Source organism: Candidatus Brachybacter algidus (genome assembly GCF_016707225.1).
In the GTDB taxonomy this organism is placed as follows: domain Bacteria; phylum Bacteroidota; class Bacteroidia; order Chitinophagales; family Saprospiraceae; genus Parvibacillus; species Parvibacillus algidus.
This window is the reverse complement of record NZ_JADJID010000006.1, coordinates 1-16,498: the sequence shown is the minus strand read 5'-3', so window position 1 is coordinate 16,498 and position 16,498 is coordinate 1. Positions and strand designations below refer to the sequence as shown.

The 16,498-nt window shown below is 37.3% G+C and carries 17 protein-coding genes; 14 read left to right on the top strand and 3 right to left on the bottom strand.

All coding sequences use genetic code 11. The annotated features are described in order from the left end of the window. Positions 1–220 precede the first annotated feature (220 nt). The 10 genes from IPI15_RS16520 to IPI15_RS16475 all read left to right on the top strand — a co-directional run bounded on the left by IPI15_RS16520 (position 221) and on the right by IPI15_RS16475 (position 10,294). Entirely contained in the window at positions 221–2,284 is a 2,064-nt protein-coding gene (locus tag IPI15_RS16520; RefSeq protein ID WP_287421332.1) for a serine/threonine-protein kinase, read from the top strand. Positions 2,285–2,478: 194 nt separating this feature from the next. Then, the gene (locus IPI15_RS16515; protein ID WP_287421330.1) at positions 2,479–3,099 is read left to right on the top strand and encodes a formylglycine-generating enzyme family protein; all 621 of its coding nucleotides are present in this window, start codon (positions 2,479–2,481) and stop codon (positions 3,097–3,099) included. 271 nt (positions 3,100–3,370) lie between these two features. Then, the gene (locus tag IPI15_RS16510; protein WP_287421328.1) at positions 3,371–4,018 is read left to right on the top strand and encodes a PorP/SprF family type IX secretion system membrane protein; all 648 of its coding nucleotides are present in this window, start codon (positions 3,371–3,373) and stop codon (positions 4,016–4,018) included. 141 nt (positions 4,019–4,159) lie between these two features. Continuing rightward, complete coding sequence (locus tag IPI15_RS16505; RefSeq protein ID WP_287421326.1) at positions 4,160–6,289, top strand: T9SS type B sorting domain-containing protein; 2,130 nt, start codon at positions 4,160–4,162, stop codon at positions 6,287–6,289. Between the two features lie 24 nt (positions 6,290–6,313). Continuing rightward, positions 6,314–7,003, top strand: coding sequence for a LytTR family transcriptional regulator DNA-binding domain-containing protein (locus IPI15_RS16500; RefSeq protein ID WP_287421324.1), 690 nt, complete (start codon positions 6,314–6,316; stop codon positions 7,001–7,003). Next, complete coding sequence (locus IPI15_RS16495) at positions 7,000–7,671, top strand: FHA domain-containing protein (protein ID WP_287421322.1); 672 nt, start codon at positions 7,000–7,002, stop codon at positions 7,669–7,671. The genes IPI15_RS16500 and IPI15_RS16495 overlap by 4 nt, the downstream gene beginning before the upstream one ends. A gap of 121 nt (positions 7,672–7,792) precedes the next feature. Next, entirely contained in the window at positions 7,793–8,164 is a 372-nt protein-coding gene (locus IPI15_RS16490; protein WP_287421319.1) for a hypothetical protein, read from the top strand. Positions 8,165–8,177: 13 nt separating this feature from the next. Further along, complete coding sequence (locus IPI15_RS16485; RefSeq protein WP_287421316.1) at positions 8,178–8,696, top strand: FHA domain-containing protein; 519 nt, start codon at positions 8,178–8,180, stop codon at positions 8,694–8,696. A gap of 185 nt (positions 8,697–8,881) precedes the next feature. Next, on the top strand, positions 8,882–9,595 hold the full coding sequence (locus tag IPI15_RS16480; RefSeq protein WP_287421313.1) for a PP2C family protein-serine/threonine phosphatase: 714 nt from the start codon (positions 8,882–8,884) through the stop codon (positions 9,593–9,595). A gap of 168 nt (positions 9,596–9,763) precedes the next feature. Then, positions 9,764–10,294 carry a hypothetical protein gene (locus IPI15_RS16475; protein WP_287421310.1) on the top strand — a complete coding sequence of 177 codons (531 nt, stop codon included), beginning with the start codon at positions 9,764–9,766 and terminating at the stop codon, positions 10,292–10,294. Positions 10,295–10,528: 234 nt separating this feature from the next. Here IPI15_RS16475 and IPI15_RS16470 read toward each other — a convergent pair whose 3' ends face one another. The 3 genes from IPI15_RS16470 to IPI15_RS16460 all read right to left on the bottom strand — a co-directional run bounded on the left by IPI15_RS16470 (position 10,529) and on the right by IPI15_RS16460 (position 13,846). Continuing rightward, positions 10,529–10,978, bottom strand: a complete 450-nt coding sequence (locus tag IPI15_RS16470) for an endonuclease domain-containing protein (RefSeq protein ID WP_287421307.1) — start codon at positions 10,976–10,978, stop codon at positions 10,529–10,531. 490 nt (positions 10,979–11,468) lie between these two features. Then, the gene (locus tag IPI15_RS16465) at positions 11,469–12,890 is read right to left on the bottom strand and encodes an L-serine ammonia-lyase (RefSeq protein ID WP_287421306.1); all 1,422 of its coding nucleotides are present in this window, start codon (positions 12,888–12,890) and stop codon (positions 11,469–11,471) included. Between the two features lie 500 nt (positions 12,891–13,390). Continuing rightward, positions 13,391–13,846 (bottom strand): Hsp20/alpha crystallin family protein, encoded by a 456-nt coding sequence (locus IPI15_RS16460; protein WP_287404804.1) that lies wholly within the window; start codon positions 13,844–13,846, stop codon positions 13,391–13,393. Positions 13,847–14,642: 796 nt separating this feature from the next. Between IPI15_RS16460 and IPI15_RS16455 the strand changes: the two genes are divergently transcribed. From IPI15_RS16455 to IPI15_RS16440, 4 genes are all read left to right on the top strand, one after another. Further along, positions 14,643–15,338, top strand: coding sequence for a hypothetical protein (locus IPI15_RS16455; protein WP_287421304.1), 696 nt, complete (start codon positions 14,643–14,645; stop codon positions 15,336–15,338). Positions 15,339–15,594: 256 nt separating this feature from the next. Next, positions 15,595–15,744, top strand: a complete 150-nt coding sequence (locus IPI15_RS16450; protein WP_287421302.1) for a hypothetical protein — start codon at positions 15,595–15,597, stop codon at positions 15,742–15,744. 192 nt (positions 15,745–15,936) lie between these two features. Continuing rightward, entirely contained in the window at positions 15,937–16,152 is a 216-nt protein-coding gene (locus IPI15_RS16445) for a hypothetical protein (protein ID WP_287421300.1), read from the top strand. A gap of 5 nt (positions 16,153–16,157) precedes the next feature. Then, positions 16,158–16,498 (top strand): J domain-containing protein (locus tag IPI15_RS16440; RefSeq protein WP_287421298.1); only part of this gene is annotated, 341 nt, incomplete at its 3' end.

Genomic DNA, 16,498 nt, shown 5'->3' with positions numbered 1-16,498 from the left:
TCTGCAAGCTAGGGTTTATACCACTTAACACTTATATAAACCCCCGCCCCCCAAGAGGGGGCCAAGGGGGAGTCTTTCCCAAATTCACTTTCCTAATCTAAAATCCCAAATCAAATCATGACCTATCCCATTGTATATTCAACCATTAACTTTTACAAACTTTGTAAAGCAGCACTTTTTATTACATTTGCTGAATGACAATGACTTATACTTTCTTATAATGACCCAGGAAGAATTTTTTGGCAGATATTTAATAAATTATCAGAGAGATCGGCTTGGTAGCGGAGCTTTTGGGACTGTCTATAAAGCCTATGATTCTGTAAACAATGTCTGGCGGGCAGTTAAAATTTCCGAAGTAAAATTCATTGACGGCAAAAAATATTCCCTGATCAATGAATTTGATCTGATTAAAAAAATATCCGAACACAAGAACATTGCAAACTACCTAAACGCTTACCAATACAATACTCAAACAGGTTTGCACGATTTTGTCATCATGCAATTTTATGAAGAAGGCAACTTAAAACAACTTGTAGATACCCATACTTTAACCCTTGAACAAAAACAGGTTATTCTCAGGGGTATTCTGGAGGGAATCAATTGTCTTCATACTTACAAAATAATTCACCGCGACTTAAAACCAAGCAATATACTCATCGTAAGAGATATTTACGATCAATTCGTACCTAAGATAAGTGACTTTGGACTGAGCAGGCAAGTAGCAGTTGATGATTCTCAGATCACCAGTAGCATAAGTGGAGGCACCCTGGAATATTCTTCGCCAGAACAACTGTTCGGCAGTGATCTAAAACCCAATACCGACCTTTGGTCTTTCGGTGTGATCGCTTATGAATTACTCTCAGGCAAAAAATTCTTTGATGTTCCCACGACCAACTTATCTCAAGATGCCCGACGCAACCTCATTTTCAAGAAGATCGGACAAGAGGAAAAACCCAATTTGGATGGCCTGGCCACTTCCCCCTTCAAGGAAATTATCGCTCTTTGCCTGAATTACGACAATACTAAACGGGTACAAACTGCCGACGAACTTTTACAAATACTCAATAGGGAAGCAAGTTCAATACAGCGCAGTGTAAATAAAGAGGAAAAAATAGCTTTTGATTCAGCGATGCAAACCGGTGAAATCATTCAACTGGAATCATTTTTAAAAGATTATCCAAACAGCATTTACAATCGGCTAATCCGTGAAAAAATTAGTGTAAACTCGGGTACAGGTGACAATCAAGATGGGGATAAGACTATTATAATAAGCGGTGCTGAAGAAAAAAAACCTTTTGACCAAATAGATGATGAGGTAAAGACAGTTGTTATCTCTCTCGATGAAAGACAGTTTCTCACAGCAAGAAAAGCACATTCTATTGTTGCCTATTCGGTATATTTAGAACAGTTTCCAAAGGGTTCTTATATAGATGAGGTCAAAATGCAAATTAAACTTCTACAAAAAACCAATAACAAGAAATTGGCTTTTTGGGCAGCTGGCGTATTGGGATTGTTAGTTATAGGCGTATTTGCATTCTATAATTATTTCAAAAAACCACCTCCGGCTGACGGCTCTCAGATTTACGCCCAAAATAATCTTTTTGGGTATTTGTCATTGACAGGTGATACACTTACTGCACCTATTTTTACAAAAGCAGGACCATTCGAATCCGGTATCGCCAAGGCATATAAAGGAGATACACTATATGAGGTGAATACCGATGGCAATTTTAAAATTATCATAAACAATGACGCTCAATCACAAACATTGAAGTTAACCACAGATCAAATAAATAATGCTGACTTAAATACCTTGTATCAACTTCGAAATCAATTTTCTTCAGATTCTCTAATAAATTACCTTCAGGATAGAATTAAAAAACTTGAAAGTCAATCGGAAGATTTATCCTACCAAAAAGTAAAAACATCTTCCAATATTGCTGACATTGAATCCTTTATTTCCTCCTATCCAAAGTCTAAATACGTCGCTGAATTAAAGAAAAAAATTGCAGATCTTGCCAAAAATGTTTCCAATAAATCCGAAAAAGATTTTTTCGAAATTGCTAAATCAACCAACTCTAAAACTCTCCTTGAAAGTTATTTGGAGAAATACCCAAATGGCATTTATAAAGTAGAAGTCAACATCCTGCTCAATGCCATCTTTGTGATCGAAAGCAAGGAAGCATGGGATGATGCTAAAGCCACCAATTCAATAGAAAAATCCTTGAATACATCAAACAATACCCAACCTCGACGTACATCCCGGCTGCAAATTCCACTTTAAACAATTTACAGAAAGAGAAAAAGGCTCAGGCTGAAAAACAACAATGGGAAGCAGCTAAAAAGTCCAATAATATCACACAGATCAATATCTTCATTACAAACAATCCAAAATCAGAATTTGTAAATGAAGCGAAGAAAACAATTATTGAATTAGAATCCCAGGCAAATAAAGCAATTCCTGAAAAGAAAAACGAAGTGCCCGAAGATAGTCAATGCAAGATTATTACAGGGCTATTCGGCAATGATTTTAAGAGAATTCCAGCGGGCACCTACACTTCTTCTAATCAGTCTGTAAAATCTATTCCAAGTCTCAATATAGGAATTCACGAAGTCACACAAGAGCAATATAATACCGTCATGAATGGCACCAACAATGCCTATTTCAAAGATGATAAAAACTTACCGATAGAGAATATATCTTTCGGAGACATAAAAGTCTTCCTCGAAAGGTTAAATGCATTATCTTGCAATGCATACACATACCGTTTGCCGACCACAGAAGAGTGGGAATACGCCGCTCTCGGGGGTGATGCAACACAGCAATATTCAGGCTCAGATGATGTGGATGCTATCGCTGTGTATGGAAGGAAAAAGATAGGTACACAGCGCATCGGTAGTAAAAAAGCCAATGGTTTCGGTATATACGATATGTCCGGCAATGTCGCTGAATTCTGCAATGATCAAAGCACCATCGTCCGCAAAGGCGGATCATGGTACGACAATAAAAACAAACTTGAAATAAGAAATAACATCACTGTACCAGGTAGCTACAAGGATAAAATGACGGGTTTTAGATTGGTAAGAGTCAGTAAATAAAGTTAGAAATTAGAAGGTAGAAATTAGAATGAAACTCCGATGGTTGTGTCCGGCAAATAATGAGATTTAAATAAATTTTGTAGATTCTAAAGTTATTAATTATCAAAAATAAAATCACCATAGAAACTTTAATAATTAAATAAAAACGAAAAACAATTTTTTCTTAAATAGATAAATAATTCCGGATAAACGAATGTCCCCCTTTGGAGGGGGCCAAGGGGGTGGACTTTCAATAAATTAAATATTCTACCCCTCTCATAAAAAACAACTCATGCCTCTACGCCTTTTCATATCTCTCCTCCTAATACCAATATCGACTTGCCTCTCCGGCCAGCAGATAGCCAATTGGAGTAGCTTTTATGAAAATGGTTTTATCTGGAATCCTGCGCTGACAGCAAAGTGGACAGCACTGGATGTCTCCCTTTCTCATCAGCAAATGTGGACTGGATTTGATGGCGCTCCGCAATACTCAACGCTGTCTTTCCAATATCCATTTTATAAATATGGCAAATCCTCCGGAGCCGGAATTGGTTTGCTTATTGAACAAGATAAAGTAGGACCTTTTGCAAAGTTGGGAGCAGGTCTTTCTTACAGCTTCCGATTGGAACCTCAAATCTTTGGCAACAGTGAAGACATGTTAAGTTTGGGGGCCGGGGTCCGACTTGGAAAATACAGCTATAGCCCTGATAATGTCATCACTTATGACGGTCTCGCCAATGATCCAAACCTGATGAATGAAATAGATGGGTCTATCAAACCTAATTTCAGTGCCGGATTTTACTACATGAGTGCGCCATCCAATTACGCACTTCAGAGTCATTATTACATCGGTTTTTCTGTGTTGCAGGGATATCCTGTTGGCAGGCGGTGGTGCCACAAGTGGGGAGATCTTCGTACAAACAGGCGTCATTTTAAATAGCGATTCATTCTTAGGTAAGTTTGTTCAAGATGGCAATATCAGGATTGGTGTCAAGGCGGACTATACAGTTGGGTTACTTGCACAATATGGCGGCATCGGCTATGAAGCTTTTTTTAATTACCATTTTGATATGTGATGTAGATGAAAAGAATAAAATACCTGCTGATTTGTTTTTTGTCGTGCATTTATGCTACTAATTCTGTTGCACAATGTGACCATCCAGACTATGAAGGATTGATGGAGTTTTATAATGCTACGAATGGAGATAACTGGGTCAATAACGATGGCTGGGGTGATACTTCGTCAGAGTGTGATCCGTGCAAATGGTTTGGGGTTATTTGTAAAAATAATAGAGTAATAGAATTGTTTTTAGATAATAATGGTATGACAGGGACCTTGCCTGATTTAGATTTAGATTCTCTAGATGTTTTAAGACTGTTTCAAAATAAAATTGGAGGGAGTATTCCAAATTTTTCTAAAGCAAAAAAGCTTAGAAATATGGCTTTAACTTCAAATATTTTTGAAGGAAGTTTACCAAATTTCGATAGTTTAGCAAAGTTGGAAATAATTAATCTTTCCTATAATTTACTCTCAGGAACAATACCTGATTTTAATAATTGTAATCAATTAATAGCTATTGAAATTGCATTCAATCAATTAAGCGGAAGTATACCTGAGTTTAATAGTCTACCGCACTTGACAGACATAATGTTTAATAATAATTTTCTTAGCGGAAGTATACCTCAACTACTTAATGCCCCTGAAATCGGATTAATTGAATTAGCTAAGAATAAACTAACTGGTAATCTTCCTGCTTTTCAAAATTCTCCTAATTTAGAAATTATTTCAGTTGGTTATAATATGTTAACGGGTAGTATTCCTGATTATAGTTATTTAAAGAAATTAAAAACACTTAATTTATTAGATAATCAAATATCAGGAAATTTACCTGATTTTATTTTGCCAAATTTAAAGTACTTAACGTTAAGAAATAATCTAATATCAGGAAAAATCCCTTCTCTTACTGGCCTTTCCAATGATTGTAAGATTGGGTTAACAAACAATAGATTTGAAGGCTGTTTCCCAGTTACAGTTTGCTCATTTAATTCTTTTAATGCTTCAGCAAATTTTAAAATGCCTTGGGACGGTGAATACGAAAATTTTTGTGTCTTAGGTCTCCCCCAAATCGGCGCCCCCTGCGACGACGGCAACCCCGACACCCAAAACGACGTCATCCAGAGTGACTGCCACTGCGGAGAAGGCGCTCCATGCACCAATCCAACATTTCAAATTAATGCAACCGTCTGTGCAGGACATACTTATTCCTTCCGTGGAAATACATACGGATTTGGCATCAGCGAAGTTAGATTACCCGGCCCCTCAGCTTGCGACACCATCGTCACTCTTACGATCACCCAAGGAGATCAACCAAAAGAAAATGTGCAAGGACTAGTGTGCAGTGGTGAAACGTTTCAATATCGAGGCAAGCAGTATCCGGCTGGTTCACATCAATTGACATATCCAGGTGCACTATGTGATACCATATATACCATCGTTGTGGATACATTACCTCAGCCAAAAACAACAGAAACAAGGGAGGTTTGCACTGGCAAATTAACCGTCTATCGTGGACAGCAATTTAGTGTCGGAACTTATAATTTTAGTTTTCCGGGACCAGTGTGCGACACCCTCATCACGTTAAAAGTTACAAACAATCCAGGTCAAAATATCAACATCGAGGCGACAATTTGTGAGGGAGAATTGTTTAAATTCGGGAATGCGTTTTATCCGATTGGCTCTCATACCATCGTGCATCCGGGAATACCCTGTGATACCACTTTGCAACTAAAAGTCAGCGCCTCTGATGACATCACTGTTGAACTTAAAGACAGTATTTGCATAGGAAGTACCTACTATTTCAAAGGAAAAGATTACTCAGTTGGGTACTACAATATTCCTGTTCAGGGATCCACTTGCGACACACTCTTCGTGCTTACTTTAGCGGAAGCACCTTGTACCGATGATGACCTTATTCTCACCAATACATTTACACCAAATGCGGACGGAGTCAACGATGTACTTCGCTTCAATAATCGCCAGGTCATCCTTGACTCAGAATTAACTATTTTTAATCGGTGGGGCGATAAGATCTATAATAAACAAAACTATACCAATGATTGGGATAGCGGCTCATATCCGGGCGGAACTTATTTCTATATTTTGAGAATAAAAGACAAAACGTATAAAAAAGCGCTGACGATCCTAAAGTGATCAAAACGTCAATGGCCAGCAACTATGGATCAATTAATATTTTACAAAGAAGGCCAAAACCTGAATGCGCAGGTCAGTAAAATAAGGTTCTCCTATATCAGGCCTTATAAGCTCCATTTTGCAATTGATTATAACCAATTAGGTTTGTTGCTTCACAATAGATTTGAAGGAGTTTTATTTTATGTGACAAGCACTTTAGACGATCGGGAAAGGATGCGATTACAATATCTGAATAAGTCATTTCCTGAACTCCGCATTTGTTTGATCTCTCAGTCAATGTTTGCATTAGATGCATGGAAACTCGATGTATTTCACTTTGAATCACTGCCGGTCAATGGAGAATCGCTACAGGATAGTTACAGGAAATATGTTCAGACCATTGTTGTTGGCTCGAATGATCTAAGTTTAATTCAAGATGGAGGAACCATTGTCATTCCGCATCATCAGATCTTATATTTATTAGCGGAAGGAAATTATACTAATATAGTGTTGAGTAATGGAAAAAAAATACTTCAAACGAAACAATTAGGCAAGTTTGAATTCATTACTGAGCAGGATATTAATTTCAAAAGATTACATCGATCGTTAATTATTAATTTAAAATTAATTAGATCGATAACGTCGGACACAGTTTATTTCTTTGGAGAAGAAAATAATTTAAATATCTCCGGCCGCCTCAGTGTTAAACTTAAAAAATACCTGTTAGGGAGATGAGCAGACAAATTACTTTAGGCAGTCGCGCTGACAATGATTTCAGTTACCAAAATCCTTCTGTAAGTGGATATCATGCCGTATTAAAAATAGAGAATAATGTCGTAATTATTGAAGATTTAAATAGCACCAATGGCACTTATATCAACGATAAACCTGTGAAAGAATCCATTTTGAAGGCACACGACAAACTTGAATTAGGTGTTTATGAAGTACCTGTAGGTGAATTATTTAAAAAAATTAATGAACATGAATTACTGCATAAAACTGACTTCAGCAAGGAATATGAAGCTATGTTGTCCAATTTCAAAATTTACAGAAAGAAAAAAATAGTAATTAGTACACCTCCAAAATGGCCCATAATTCTTAGAGTTACATTAACTATTTTATTAATTACTGTATGGTTGATGACAGATACTATTCCAAGACAATATCTATTTATTCTTACTTTATTAATAGGATTGACAGCGGTATTGCCATCCTTATTCATGGGATCTGCCACATTGCGCAATGAACATTTGGATGACCTGAAAAATGAATATGAATCGATGCTGAGTTGTCCTAAATGCAAGGCAAGTATGATCAATAATTCATTGTCAAATTGGGAAACTCGGGAACGATGTCCAAACGAAAAATGTGATGTAATTTTTAAAAATAAAGACAAAGCATGACACTTCATACAAACAATTCGTCACTTCATACAATTTGGAAACCAATGACTAATCAGCACAATTATATTCGTATCATCAAACCGGATAGCATTAATAAACAATTGATCAAAATCGGATAGAAATGGAAGAAGATAAAATAATAGAGTTGTTTAATTTGGAGGATGTACAATTCCATACTGAAGGAATAGAAAGCCCTGAAACAGTGCAGGTCTTGCCAATGGAAGAATCTTCCTGGGCAGACTGGACATCACATATCGATCCTGAAACTATTGAAATTAATGACCATACGATGGCCATCGATGTTGTGCCTCATGATATTGAAATAATAGCGCATGACATTGATCCGGAGCAGGTAGAAACTATTCACGACGATGATCACGCATCTAATGAAGAAGCGCATGATCACACACACGACACACATGATACTCATGATACTTTTGGGCAACATGACGACCACATGGATGGTGACGCGGATCACTGGGACATTCATTAATCACATTTAAAGGATGAATCAGGAACTAACTTGCCCATACTGCGGACAGCAAAATAACATTAGAAATGTAGAAAACTATTTGGGTAACAAAATACGTATTCCATGTGGAAATAAGCAATGCGCCAGGAAATTCGAACATCATTTTGAAATAATTAATGAAGAAAATGTGACAGAGGTCACCCGAAAAAAAGAATACGGAAAAGAGGCAGTATTGATATTATTGGAAAACACATTCCATACCACCACCACATTTCACCTTAAAGAAGGAGTAGAGGAATTTGGAAGAAAAAGTGGCACAAATAACCGGCAAATAGTTACTGAGGATACATCTATTTCCAGAAACCATTTTAAGGTGACAGGTGTCCGGCAAAAAAGAACCGGAAATATGAAATTCATATTAGAAGATCTTGGAAGCACCAATAAAATTAGTTTGAACGGAATAATAATTAATAATTCTATAAAACCAATTTTAACAAACAACGACTTAATTAAGGTTGGAAAAAGCGAAATGATATTTCAGTATATTGAATAGATAACAGAATAGATACTAGAATAGAGATATTTAAATTCTATTAGAGTGCCTGATCTGTGCTTCCCCTCTGGCAGAGGGGTGCCGAAGGCGGGGTGTCGCACCCTTGAATTCCAGACTCTTTAAATAATAAATTACTTTAAAATAAAACGAACTCGACGCAAAATATTTAAGAAAATAAATAAATTATGAACCACTCCTATTTCCAATTCATAGGCAAAAGACTTCGACAGGAAGACGCCTATTTCATTTCAAAAGACAGTCATTTATTTGCAGTATGTGATGGTGTGGGTGGAAGTCAGGATGGCCGGATGGCAGCACAAATGTTGGTAGAATCTATTGGAAATAAATATGCAATATCCGACATACAAACAATGGAAGATTTCAAAATCTTCACCGAAGAAATAGTAAATTCCTTGTGGCAAAAAACATTTTTGGATATTGCTACAACGATGTCACTGGTTTACTTGTCAGGAGCCTCTGCATACATTGCAAGTATAGGAGATACGAAGGTATATGTGATAAATTCTATATCCAAAGACTGGATAATGACTAGGGATCATAGCATAGTTCAGGAATTGTATGAAGCGGGAATAATTCATACAGAAGCAGAGAAGCGCACGCATCCAATGCGCAATAAAATTACGAAGGCAATATCCAGTACAACGTTGCTGGATACTGAAGATATAGAATTTAAAGAAATAAAAACGCTGACAAGTGGAAGCTATATTTTACTTGCGACAGATGGCGTCTGTGAGTCCTTCGAACATGAAGAATTAATCGACATCATACTTGACAAACAATTAATTTCTGTACAACAAAAAATAGCAGCAATAGAAGAGAAATGTACACGTATTTCTAAAGATAACAGCACATGTGTTTTGATTGAGTATGAAACATGAAATGAAATGTTGAGAAAATAACATCGAATGATTTCCCCGCCAGGGAGGGGAGTCTTTAATTCCAGCTTTTCCCAGCCAAATAAGGTCAAGTAAATAATTAAAATAAATGACCGCTTTACTGCGATCCTCTGGCACCGCCATGCCCCTCACAAAAAAACCCCTTTCAAAATGAAATACAAACTCTACTTCTCACTTATTCTTTACGGATTATACTCTTGTAATCCAACAGCAGGGCCCAAAACTTCCACCTTATCATCCACAAAATATGTCGTACTTCTCGATCTGGGTAATGACGGATCCAATAAGGATCCGGCATCTATAGACACTATTTCGATTAGAACAGCACTTGACAAATTTGAGGAGGACGTGAAGGCAAGCATGATCGTCAGATCTATGGACAAGTTTGCCATCAGGGTCTCTCCGCAACACAATCCTGCTGTGGCTGACGGAATAGAAGACGAATTAATTTTGGATCTCAGCCAATATACTGCAGCAGAAAAAATATCCAAATTGAAACAATTCAAAGAAGAATTACCGGAAAAAATAAAACAACTTTATCTCAATGCTCAAAAGAACACTGTTTCGACTTCTCAATCCAATAGGGAATCAAAACAATACAACGAAGACACTCCAGATTTCCCAAAAAGACTCGATAGGAGGGGCATCATATTAACTGATATAATTACGATGACTAAATAACGTAACTTGACTCAAAATATATAATACTTTGATTCAAAAAAGTCTCACCCCGCTTGCCAGCACCCCTCAGCATGAGGGGAAGTATAATCCTTCGTTTCAGGTTTAAAACATTACTTTCGAAAATGGAAAAATTTGGTTACAACTTAAGTTCCCAATATCACACAAGGTATGATATATCTTCCCCTCCGGTCGGAGGGGTGCTGGCAAGCGGGGTGGCGCATTTAATAAATAATTTTATTCTCCCTTTATAATATCGACACCCCCATATTCCCTTACCAAATAATCTTTCAAATCACTTAACACTAAATCCAAGTGTTGCTTCACTTCCAGATCACCAACTCTAAAAATCTTAAGTCCTAATTCAATAAAATAATTTGTTCTGATTTTATCATATTCTACTTTGTCATCATGGCTATCGCCATCAATTTCGATAATTAATGAAAGTGTTTTTACATAAAAATCTACAATATAATTGCCAATAACTTTTTGTCTGTCAAAATTTATATTGTAAAATTTTCCATTGCTCACTGCCTGCCAAAACATTACTTCAGAAAGGATACCCTGTTTCCGTTTCTTTTTTGCCAGTGTAAGTAAATTCGTATTGCAGGGAAGATTAATATTTATTTTCTTTTGAATTTGAAATTCATCAATAGAAAAGAAATCATCATACTTAGAAGTTTTCATTAAAATATAAATTATGGGTGGTGAAATAAAACAAAGATAAAAAAATATTGTAAATATCTCACCCCGCTTGCCAGCACCCCTCAGCATGAGGGGAAGTATAATCCTTCGTTTCGGGTTTAAAACATTCCTTTCGAAAATGGGAAAAATTTGTTACAACCACTGCTTCCAATATTACTAAAAACTATGCGGCATCTTCCCCTCCGGTCGGAGGGGTGCCAAAGGCGGGGTGGCGCATTTTTCAACATTTAAAAGCATTAAAATTATATTATGTGTTTATTAAAATAGAAATATTATAAATATCTCACCCCGCTTGCCAGCACCCCTCAGCATGAGGGGAAGTATAATCCTTCGTTTCAGGACTAAAACATTACTTTCGAAAATAAGAAGAATCTCGTTACAACTAAATTTCCCAATATTACAAAAGGTATGTTACATCTTCCCCTCCGGTCGGAGGGGTGCTGGCAAGCGGGGTGGCGCCTTACTTAAATATCTAACAATCCGACATCCCCACATGCACCGCCAATCCTCCCTCAGACGTCTCCTTATACTTAGAATTCATATCCTGCGCTGTTTCCCACATCGTTTGGATCACATTGTCGAGGCTTACTTTTGCCTTGGAAGCGTCACCGTCCAACGCCAATTCTGCAGCATTGATCGCCTTGATGGCACCCATGGCATTTCGTTCGATGCAGGGGATCTGCACCAGCCCTCCTATGGGATCACACGTCAAACCAAGATGATGTTCCATCGCTATTTCTGAGGCCATTAAAATTTGTTCCGGCGAACCTCCCAATAATGAACACAGCGCTCCTGCAGCCATCGCACTACTCACCCCTATTTCTGCCTGACATCCACCCATCGCAGCAGAGATGGTGGCCCCTTTTTTAAATATGCTGCCGATCTCCCCCGCTACTAGCATAAACTCTTTGATCTCCCGAAAACCACCTTCCTGATTTTCTATCGTTAAATAATGCATCAAGACTGCGGGGATCACCCCTGCACTTCCGTTGGTCGGGGCAGTAACTATCCTGCCCAGTGAGGCATTCACTTCATTGACGGCGAGCGCAAAACAAGAGACCCATTTTAAAATTTCGCGGAAAGAAACCTTCGTAGCCCGGATACTTTGGATCCAGTCTTCCGGACCGGAATACGGTTGATCCCCCTTAAGTTTCTCATGCATTTGAAACGCTCTGCGCAACACATTGAGACCTCCGGGCAACACCCCTTCTGTATGACAACCCGTGTACATGGATTGTAACATCACGTCCCAGATCGCTTTAATACCGGCATCGATCTCTGCATCAGATCTCACGGAACGTTCATTTTCGAGGACGATCTCATGGATGCGTTTTTGTTCACTTTTGCAGATGGAAAGCAATTCATCCCCTTTCTGTATTGGAAAAGGAAAAGTTTTAAAAATGCTTTTATTCCTTTTGGCGTTTTTCCTTGCTTCCTGCACGACAAAACCGCCGCCGATGGAGTAATATGTTTCAGTAATTACTTCTCCTCCAATAAATGCCGAAAAACTAATTCCATTCGGATGAAAACTCAGAAAATTCCTGTTAAAACAAATGTTTTCCTCCCAATGAAAATCGATCGTATGACCATCCGCCAACTTCAATTTACGTGAGGATTTGATGGCTTCAATATCCGCTTCAATATTTTCCACAGGATACGACGTCGGGTCGCATCCTCTCAAACCCATCACCACAGCGATATCCGTCGCATGTCCGGCTCCCGTCAAAGACAAGGAGCCGTATAGATTCACATCAATTCTTGTAATAGCAGTCACATCATGCACGACCGACAATTCATCCATAAATCGCATAGCCGCCCGCCATGGCCCCAGGGTATGTGAGCTCGAAGGCCCCACCCCAATCTTCAACATATCAAAAATACTGATGCTCTCCATGACAAGATTTTGTGCAAATTTAGAAGAGTAGGGGAAATGGTGGGGATTTATTTTGGATAGTAGATGTAGTATCTATTATTTGGATCCGGTGTTTTTCCATTTTTCAATAATTTAAGAGCATATAATAAAAATTATAATTACCTTCTAATCAATTGTTAGGTATGCCCAACTCGATAATTGTAAACGAATCTCACCCCGCTTGCCAGCATTACACCCTCGCTATCACGCATAAAAAACACAAATTACGACTCTTCCCTCCGGTAAAACGCATTACTCCCGTAAATACGCTCAAACAACCGCTTCCAATATTACTAAAAACTATGCGGCAACTTCCCCTCCGGTCGGAGGGGTGCCAAAGGCGGGGTGGCGCTTTTTACAATAAATTTTTATACTTTAATGCTTTATGATAAAAAACCTTTACATTAATACATCTCCAAAATAAAAAAAGGCCAAACGCCCTTCACGACATTTGACCTTTCTCTTTTTACCTCGATCACTAATTAAGCGATCTCGATTTGTTTCACATTTTTTGCCATCAATTTTTCATTTTTGGCAAGTTCCAATCTGAGGATACCATTTTCGTATTTAGCTACGATATTGTCAATATCCACGACATCTTTGAGATTGAATTGTCGTGTAAATGAACCGTAGTTAAATTCTTTCCTTACAAAAGAGGTTTCGTCGGTTTCATTTTCTGAACGATGTTCACCTGAGATCTTGAGTAAGCCATCCTCGACTACAACATTAAAGTCAGATTTATCAAAGCCGGGTGCTGAAACTTCGATGCAATATTTATCTTCCTTTTCCGTGATATTGACGGATGGAACGTAGCCTGCGTAGTCTCTGGAGACTAAGTCATTGTTAAAAAATCCGTTGAATAAAGTTTCCATTGTCGGCATAAGCATATTTCTTGATTCTACTCGCTTAGCCGGATCGATCCATTTAAGAAGTGTCATAATAAACCTCCGTTTTTTAAAAGTTAATTAAGAATTATGTCACTTTGATAATTGCAAGTTTTATGCCATCCACACCACAAACTGACATTTTTTCAGAAATAGATTTTGTATTAAAAATTCATTAAGAAATGGGTGAAAAAGTGACAGAGGGCGGGGTGAAAAAATGGCAGTAGGGTATCTAATATTAATTGTAATTGTAAAAATCTCACCCCGCCTTTGGCACCCCTCAGCATGAGGGGAAGTACGACCATCCTTTCAGGTTTAAAACTTTTTACTGAAAATGGGAAATATTCTATCCAATCAAACTTATCAATTAAAACACAAATTACGATTAATCTTCCCCTCCGGTCGGAGGGGTGCCAACGGCGGGGTGGCGCTTTGAATAATTATTAAAAATTAATTAAATTCAAATCATTGTGCAGTCATTTATATAAATCGCAAATAAAAAATCCCCCCATGCAAATACACTGCATCCCATTCCCTATATTTGAAAAAAAAATTCACCAATAAAAACCTCAAAAAAAAAAACAAAAATCCTTCGCACCTTTGAACGATGGATGTGGGGGAGGCAGGAATTCTTTTGATGAAGAACAAAAAAAACAAATGTTCAAAAAAGGAAGTTTTTCTTAAGAAGCTCTCAAAATTATTTACAGGTTTCAACAAGAAGTGACAACATTTCGTTAGCGGCCCGACGAGGTAAGTGTAAAAGTGATGAATGTCCCAATAAGGGTTGCTCAGGTTATGCTTTGTCGCCAATAAATCAGAAAATACATATCCTTTATTTTTGAGGAACAGGGTGAGTAATTATATAGACATTTGCAATTGCAATGACTTCGTCGCTGATGAGTACGAATTAGAAATAGAAGGCACCTACCGGCATCGGGGATTGTTTCTAAAAGATGACGAACTGGCGGATTTTGTTCCGAGCGTTGACTATCTCATTACTTCACAAAAGTGCCAATATGCCTATGAAGAAATTATGGAGTTCGGTAACCAACTCATAAATAAGGAGATGTACACTGACTGGGTCGCAAAACACTTTTACCTGTACGACTCCCTTGGTAATATATTCAGCATCCCTGCCGCGTACAAAAACTTTGCAGATGCCTATATCCTCTTCAACCGTTTTACAGAAACCCTCAAACACGAAGATCAAGCCAATGAAGCTTTGACATCACTTCAACAAATCAATTCCTCCAATGAAACAGAACTTCTTCCCTGGCTACTCAAGTACGAAGCCCTAAAAAAAGAACTCCTGGGCCTGGAAATGGAATATGAGGACCTCGAAATAACCGGAAATAAACATTTCACCTTCACAGATTTTACCATAGATTCATCCGATTTCGAATTATTGCATAGATTCATCATGCAATTTGAAGCACTCTATGCCCCGGTTTGGGAGAAATATTATGTGGAGGGAAGTGAAGAGGATTGGAAGGAAGATGGGTATTGGAAGTTGGGCTGGCATGTGGATCGCAAAAATTATATTTAGTTTTAGGAGTTCATACTAATAAATCCTTTTTTGTAATTCCAAAATATTATTAATTTTATGGGGCTTAATATAAAGTGGCTTATAAAATCTATTACCCTTAAAACATAATTTGTTAGATTATGAAAATTAGAATCTATACTTTATTCATTATTTCATTATTGACAATTAGTTGTAAAAAGTGAAGTTGCAAGAGAGAAAAGACCTCAAGGCAAGATTGTTTTCAGAGGATTGACTTACTTTAATCCAACTTTAGCTATTGGAAGTTATAGAAAAACAGGGAAGTACTTCTGGTGGATCTGGCGTTGACACAACAAGCAAGGGATTTGTTGATATTTTCAAAGACAAAATAATTATTGAATATCAAAATCATCTATTCCAGAATTTAATGGTAAGAGAGTTGAATTAAATATAAATAACTGCATTTTAGGTAAGAATAATGACTATGGTCAAGATTATCATTATGATTGCGGAAATTCAGAATTTGAGGTTACTGTTGGCGCAGACGGTTCCTTGAAGAGTGCACAAATAAAAGAAGGTGACGATAAATTAGGGTTTATTCCCATTTCTGCATTCAAAAAGTAATTTAAATAATAAATTTATGAGAGTATTAATGAAAATTGTATTGATAATCGGGTTATTCATGATTTTGGGCTTTTTCCAGTTATTACTAAAAGGAGGGAATGGAAGTGGCTCCGGTGGTCCCATAGGTATTATTTTAATAGTTGGGGCTCTTGCAGCTGTTAGTGCAATTTGGAAATATAATCCTGATAAGAATAATCAAAAAAACGATACTACTGATTTAGATAAAAGTTAAAATTAGTGTTTAAGAACTATTATTCAATTTTAAATATTCAGGAATCTGCTTCAATATTGGAGATAAAATCAGCGTTTAAAAAACAAGCTGTTTTGTGGCATCCTGATAAAACCCTGGGCAAAGACACTACGAAACAGATGCAGGATATTATTGACGCAAACTTGATCCTTTTGGACCAAGATGCAAGAACAAAATATGACTATGAATATCAAATTTTTAAGCACCAATTCCAACACTCGACAATATTAAAGACTCCATCCGATACTCAAAACACAGCAAATAATAAAAATTATTATGAACATAATGTTCAAGATGATATTCTTAAACGGTGGATGGACAATGCACA

Excerpts from the sequence above, each read along its gene's own strand:
- IPI15_RS16485 (WP_287421316.1), top strand. The coding sequence starts at position 8,178 with ATGAATCAGGAACTAACTTGCCCATACTGCGGACAGCAAAATAACATT.
- IPI15_RS16465 (WP_287421306.1), bottom strand. The coding sequence starts at position 12,890 with ATGGAGAGCATCAGTATTTTTGATATGTTGAAGATTGGGGTGGGGCCT.
- IPI15_RS16445 (WP_287421300.1), top strand. The coding sequence starts at position 15,937 with ATGAGAGTATTAATGAAAATTGTATTGATAATCGGGTTATTCATGATT.
- IPI15_RS16505 (WP_287421326.1), top strand. The coding sequence starts at position 4,160 with ATGAAAAGAATAAAATACCTGCTGATTTGTTTTTTGTCGTGCATTTAT.
- IPI15_RS16490 (WP_287421319.1), top strand. The coding sequence starts at position 7,793 with ATGGAAGAAGATAAAATAATAGAGTTGTTTAATTTGGAGGATGTACAA.
- IPI15_RS16495 (WP_287421322.1), top strand. The coding sequence starts at position 7,000 with ATGAGCAGACAAATTACTTTAGGCAGTCGCGCTGACAATGATTTCAGT.
- IPI15_RS16475 (WP_287421310.1), top strand. The coding sequence starts at position 9,764 with ATGAAATACAAACTCTACTTCTCACTTATTCTTTACGGATTATACTCT.
- IPI15_RS16460 (WP_287404804.1), bottom strand. The coding sequence starts at position 13,846 with ATGACACTTCTTAAATGGATCGATCCGGCTAAGCGAGTAGAATCAAGA.
- IPI15_RS16520 (WP_287421332.1), top strand. The coding sequence starts at position 221 with ATGACCCAGGAAGAATTTTTTGGCAGATATTTAATAAATTATCAGAGA.
- IPI15_RS16510 (WP_287421328.1), top strand. The coding sequence starts at position 3,371 with ATGCCTCTACGCCTTTTCATATCTCTCCTCCTAATACCAATATCGACT.
- IPI15_RS16500 (WP_287421324.1), top strand. The coding sequence starts at position 6,314 with ATGGATCAATTAATATTTTACAAAGAAGGCCAAAACCTGAATGCGCAG.
- IPI15_RS16480 (WP_287421313.1), top strand. The coding sequence starts at position 8,882 with ATGAACCACTCCTATTTCCAATTCATAGGCAAAAGACTTCGACAGGAA.
- IPI15_RS16470 (WP_287421307.1), bottom strand. The coding sequence starts at position 10,978 with ATGAAAACTTCTAAGTATGATGATTTCTTTTCTATTGATGAATTTCAA.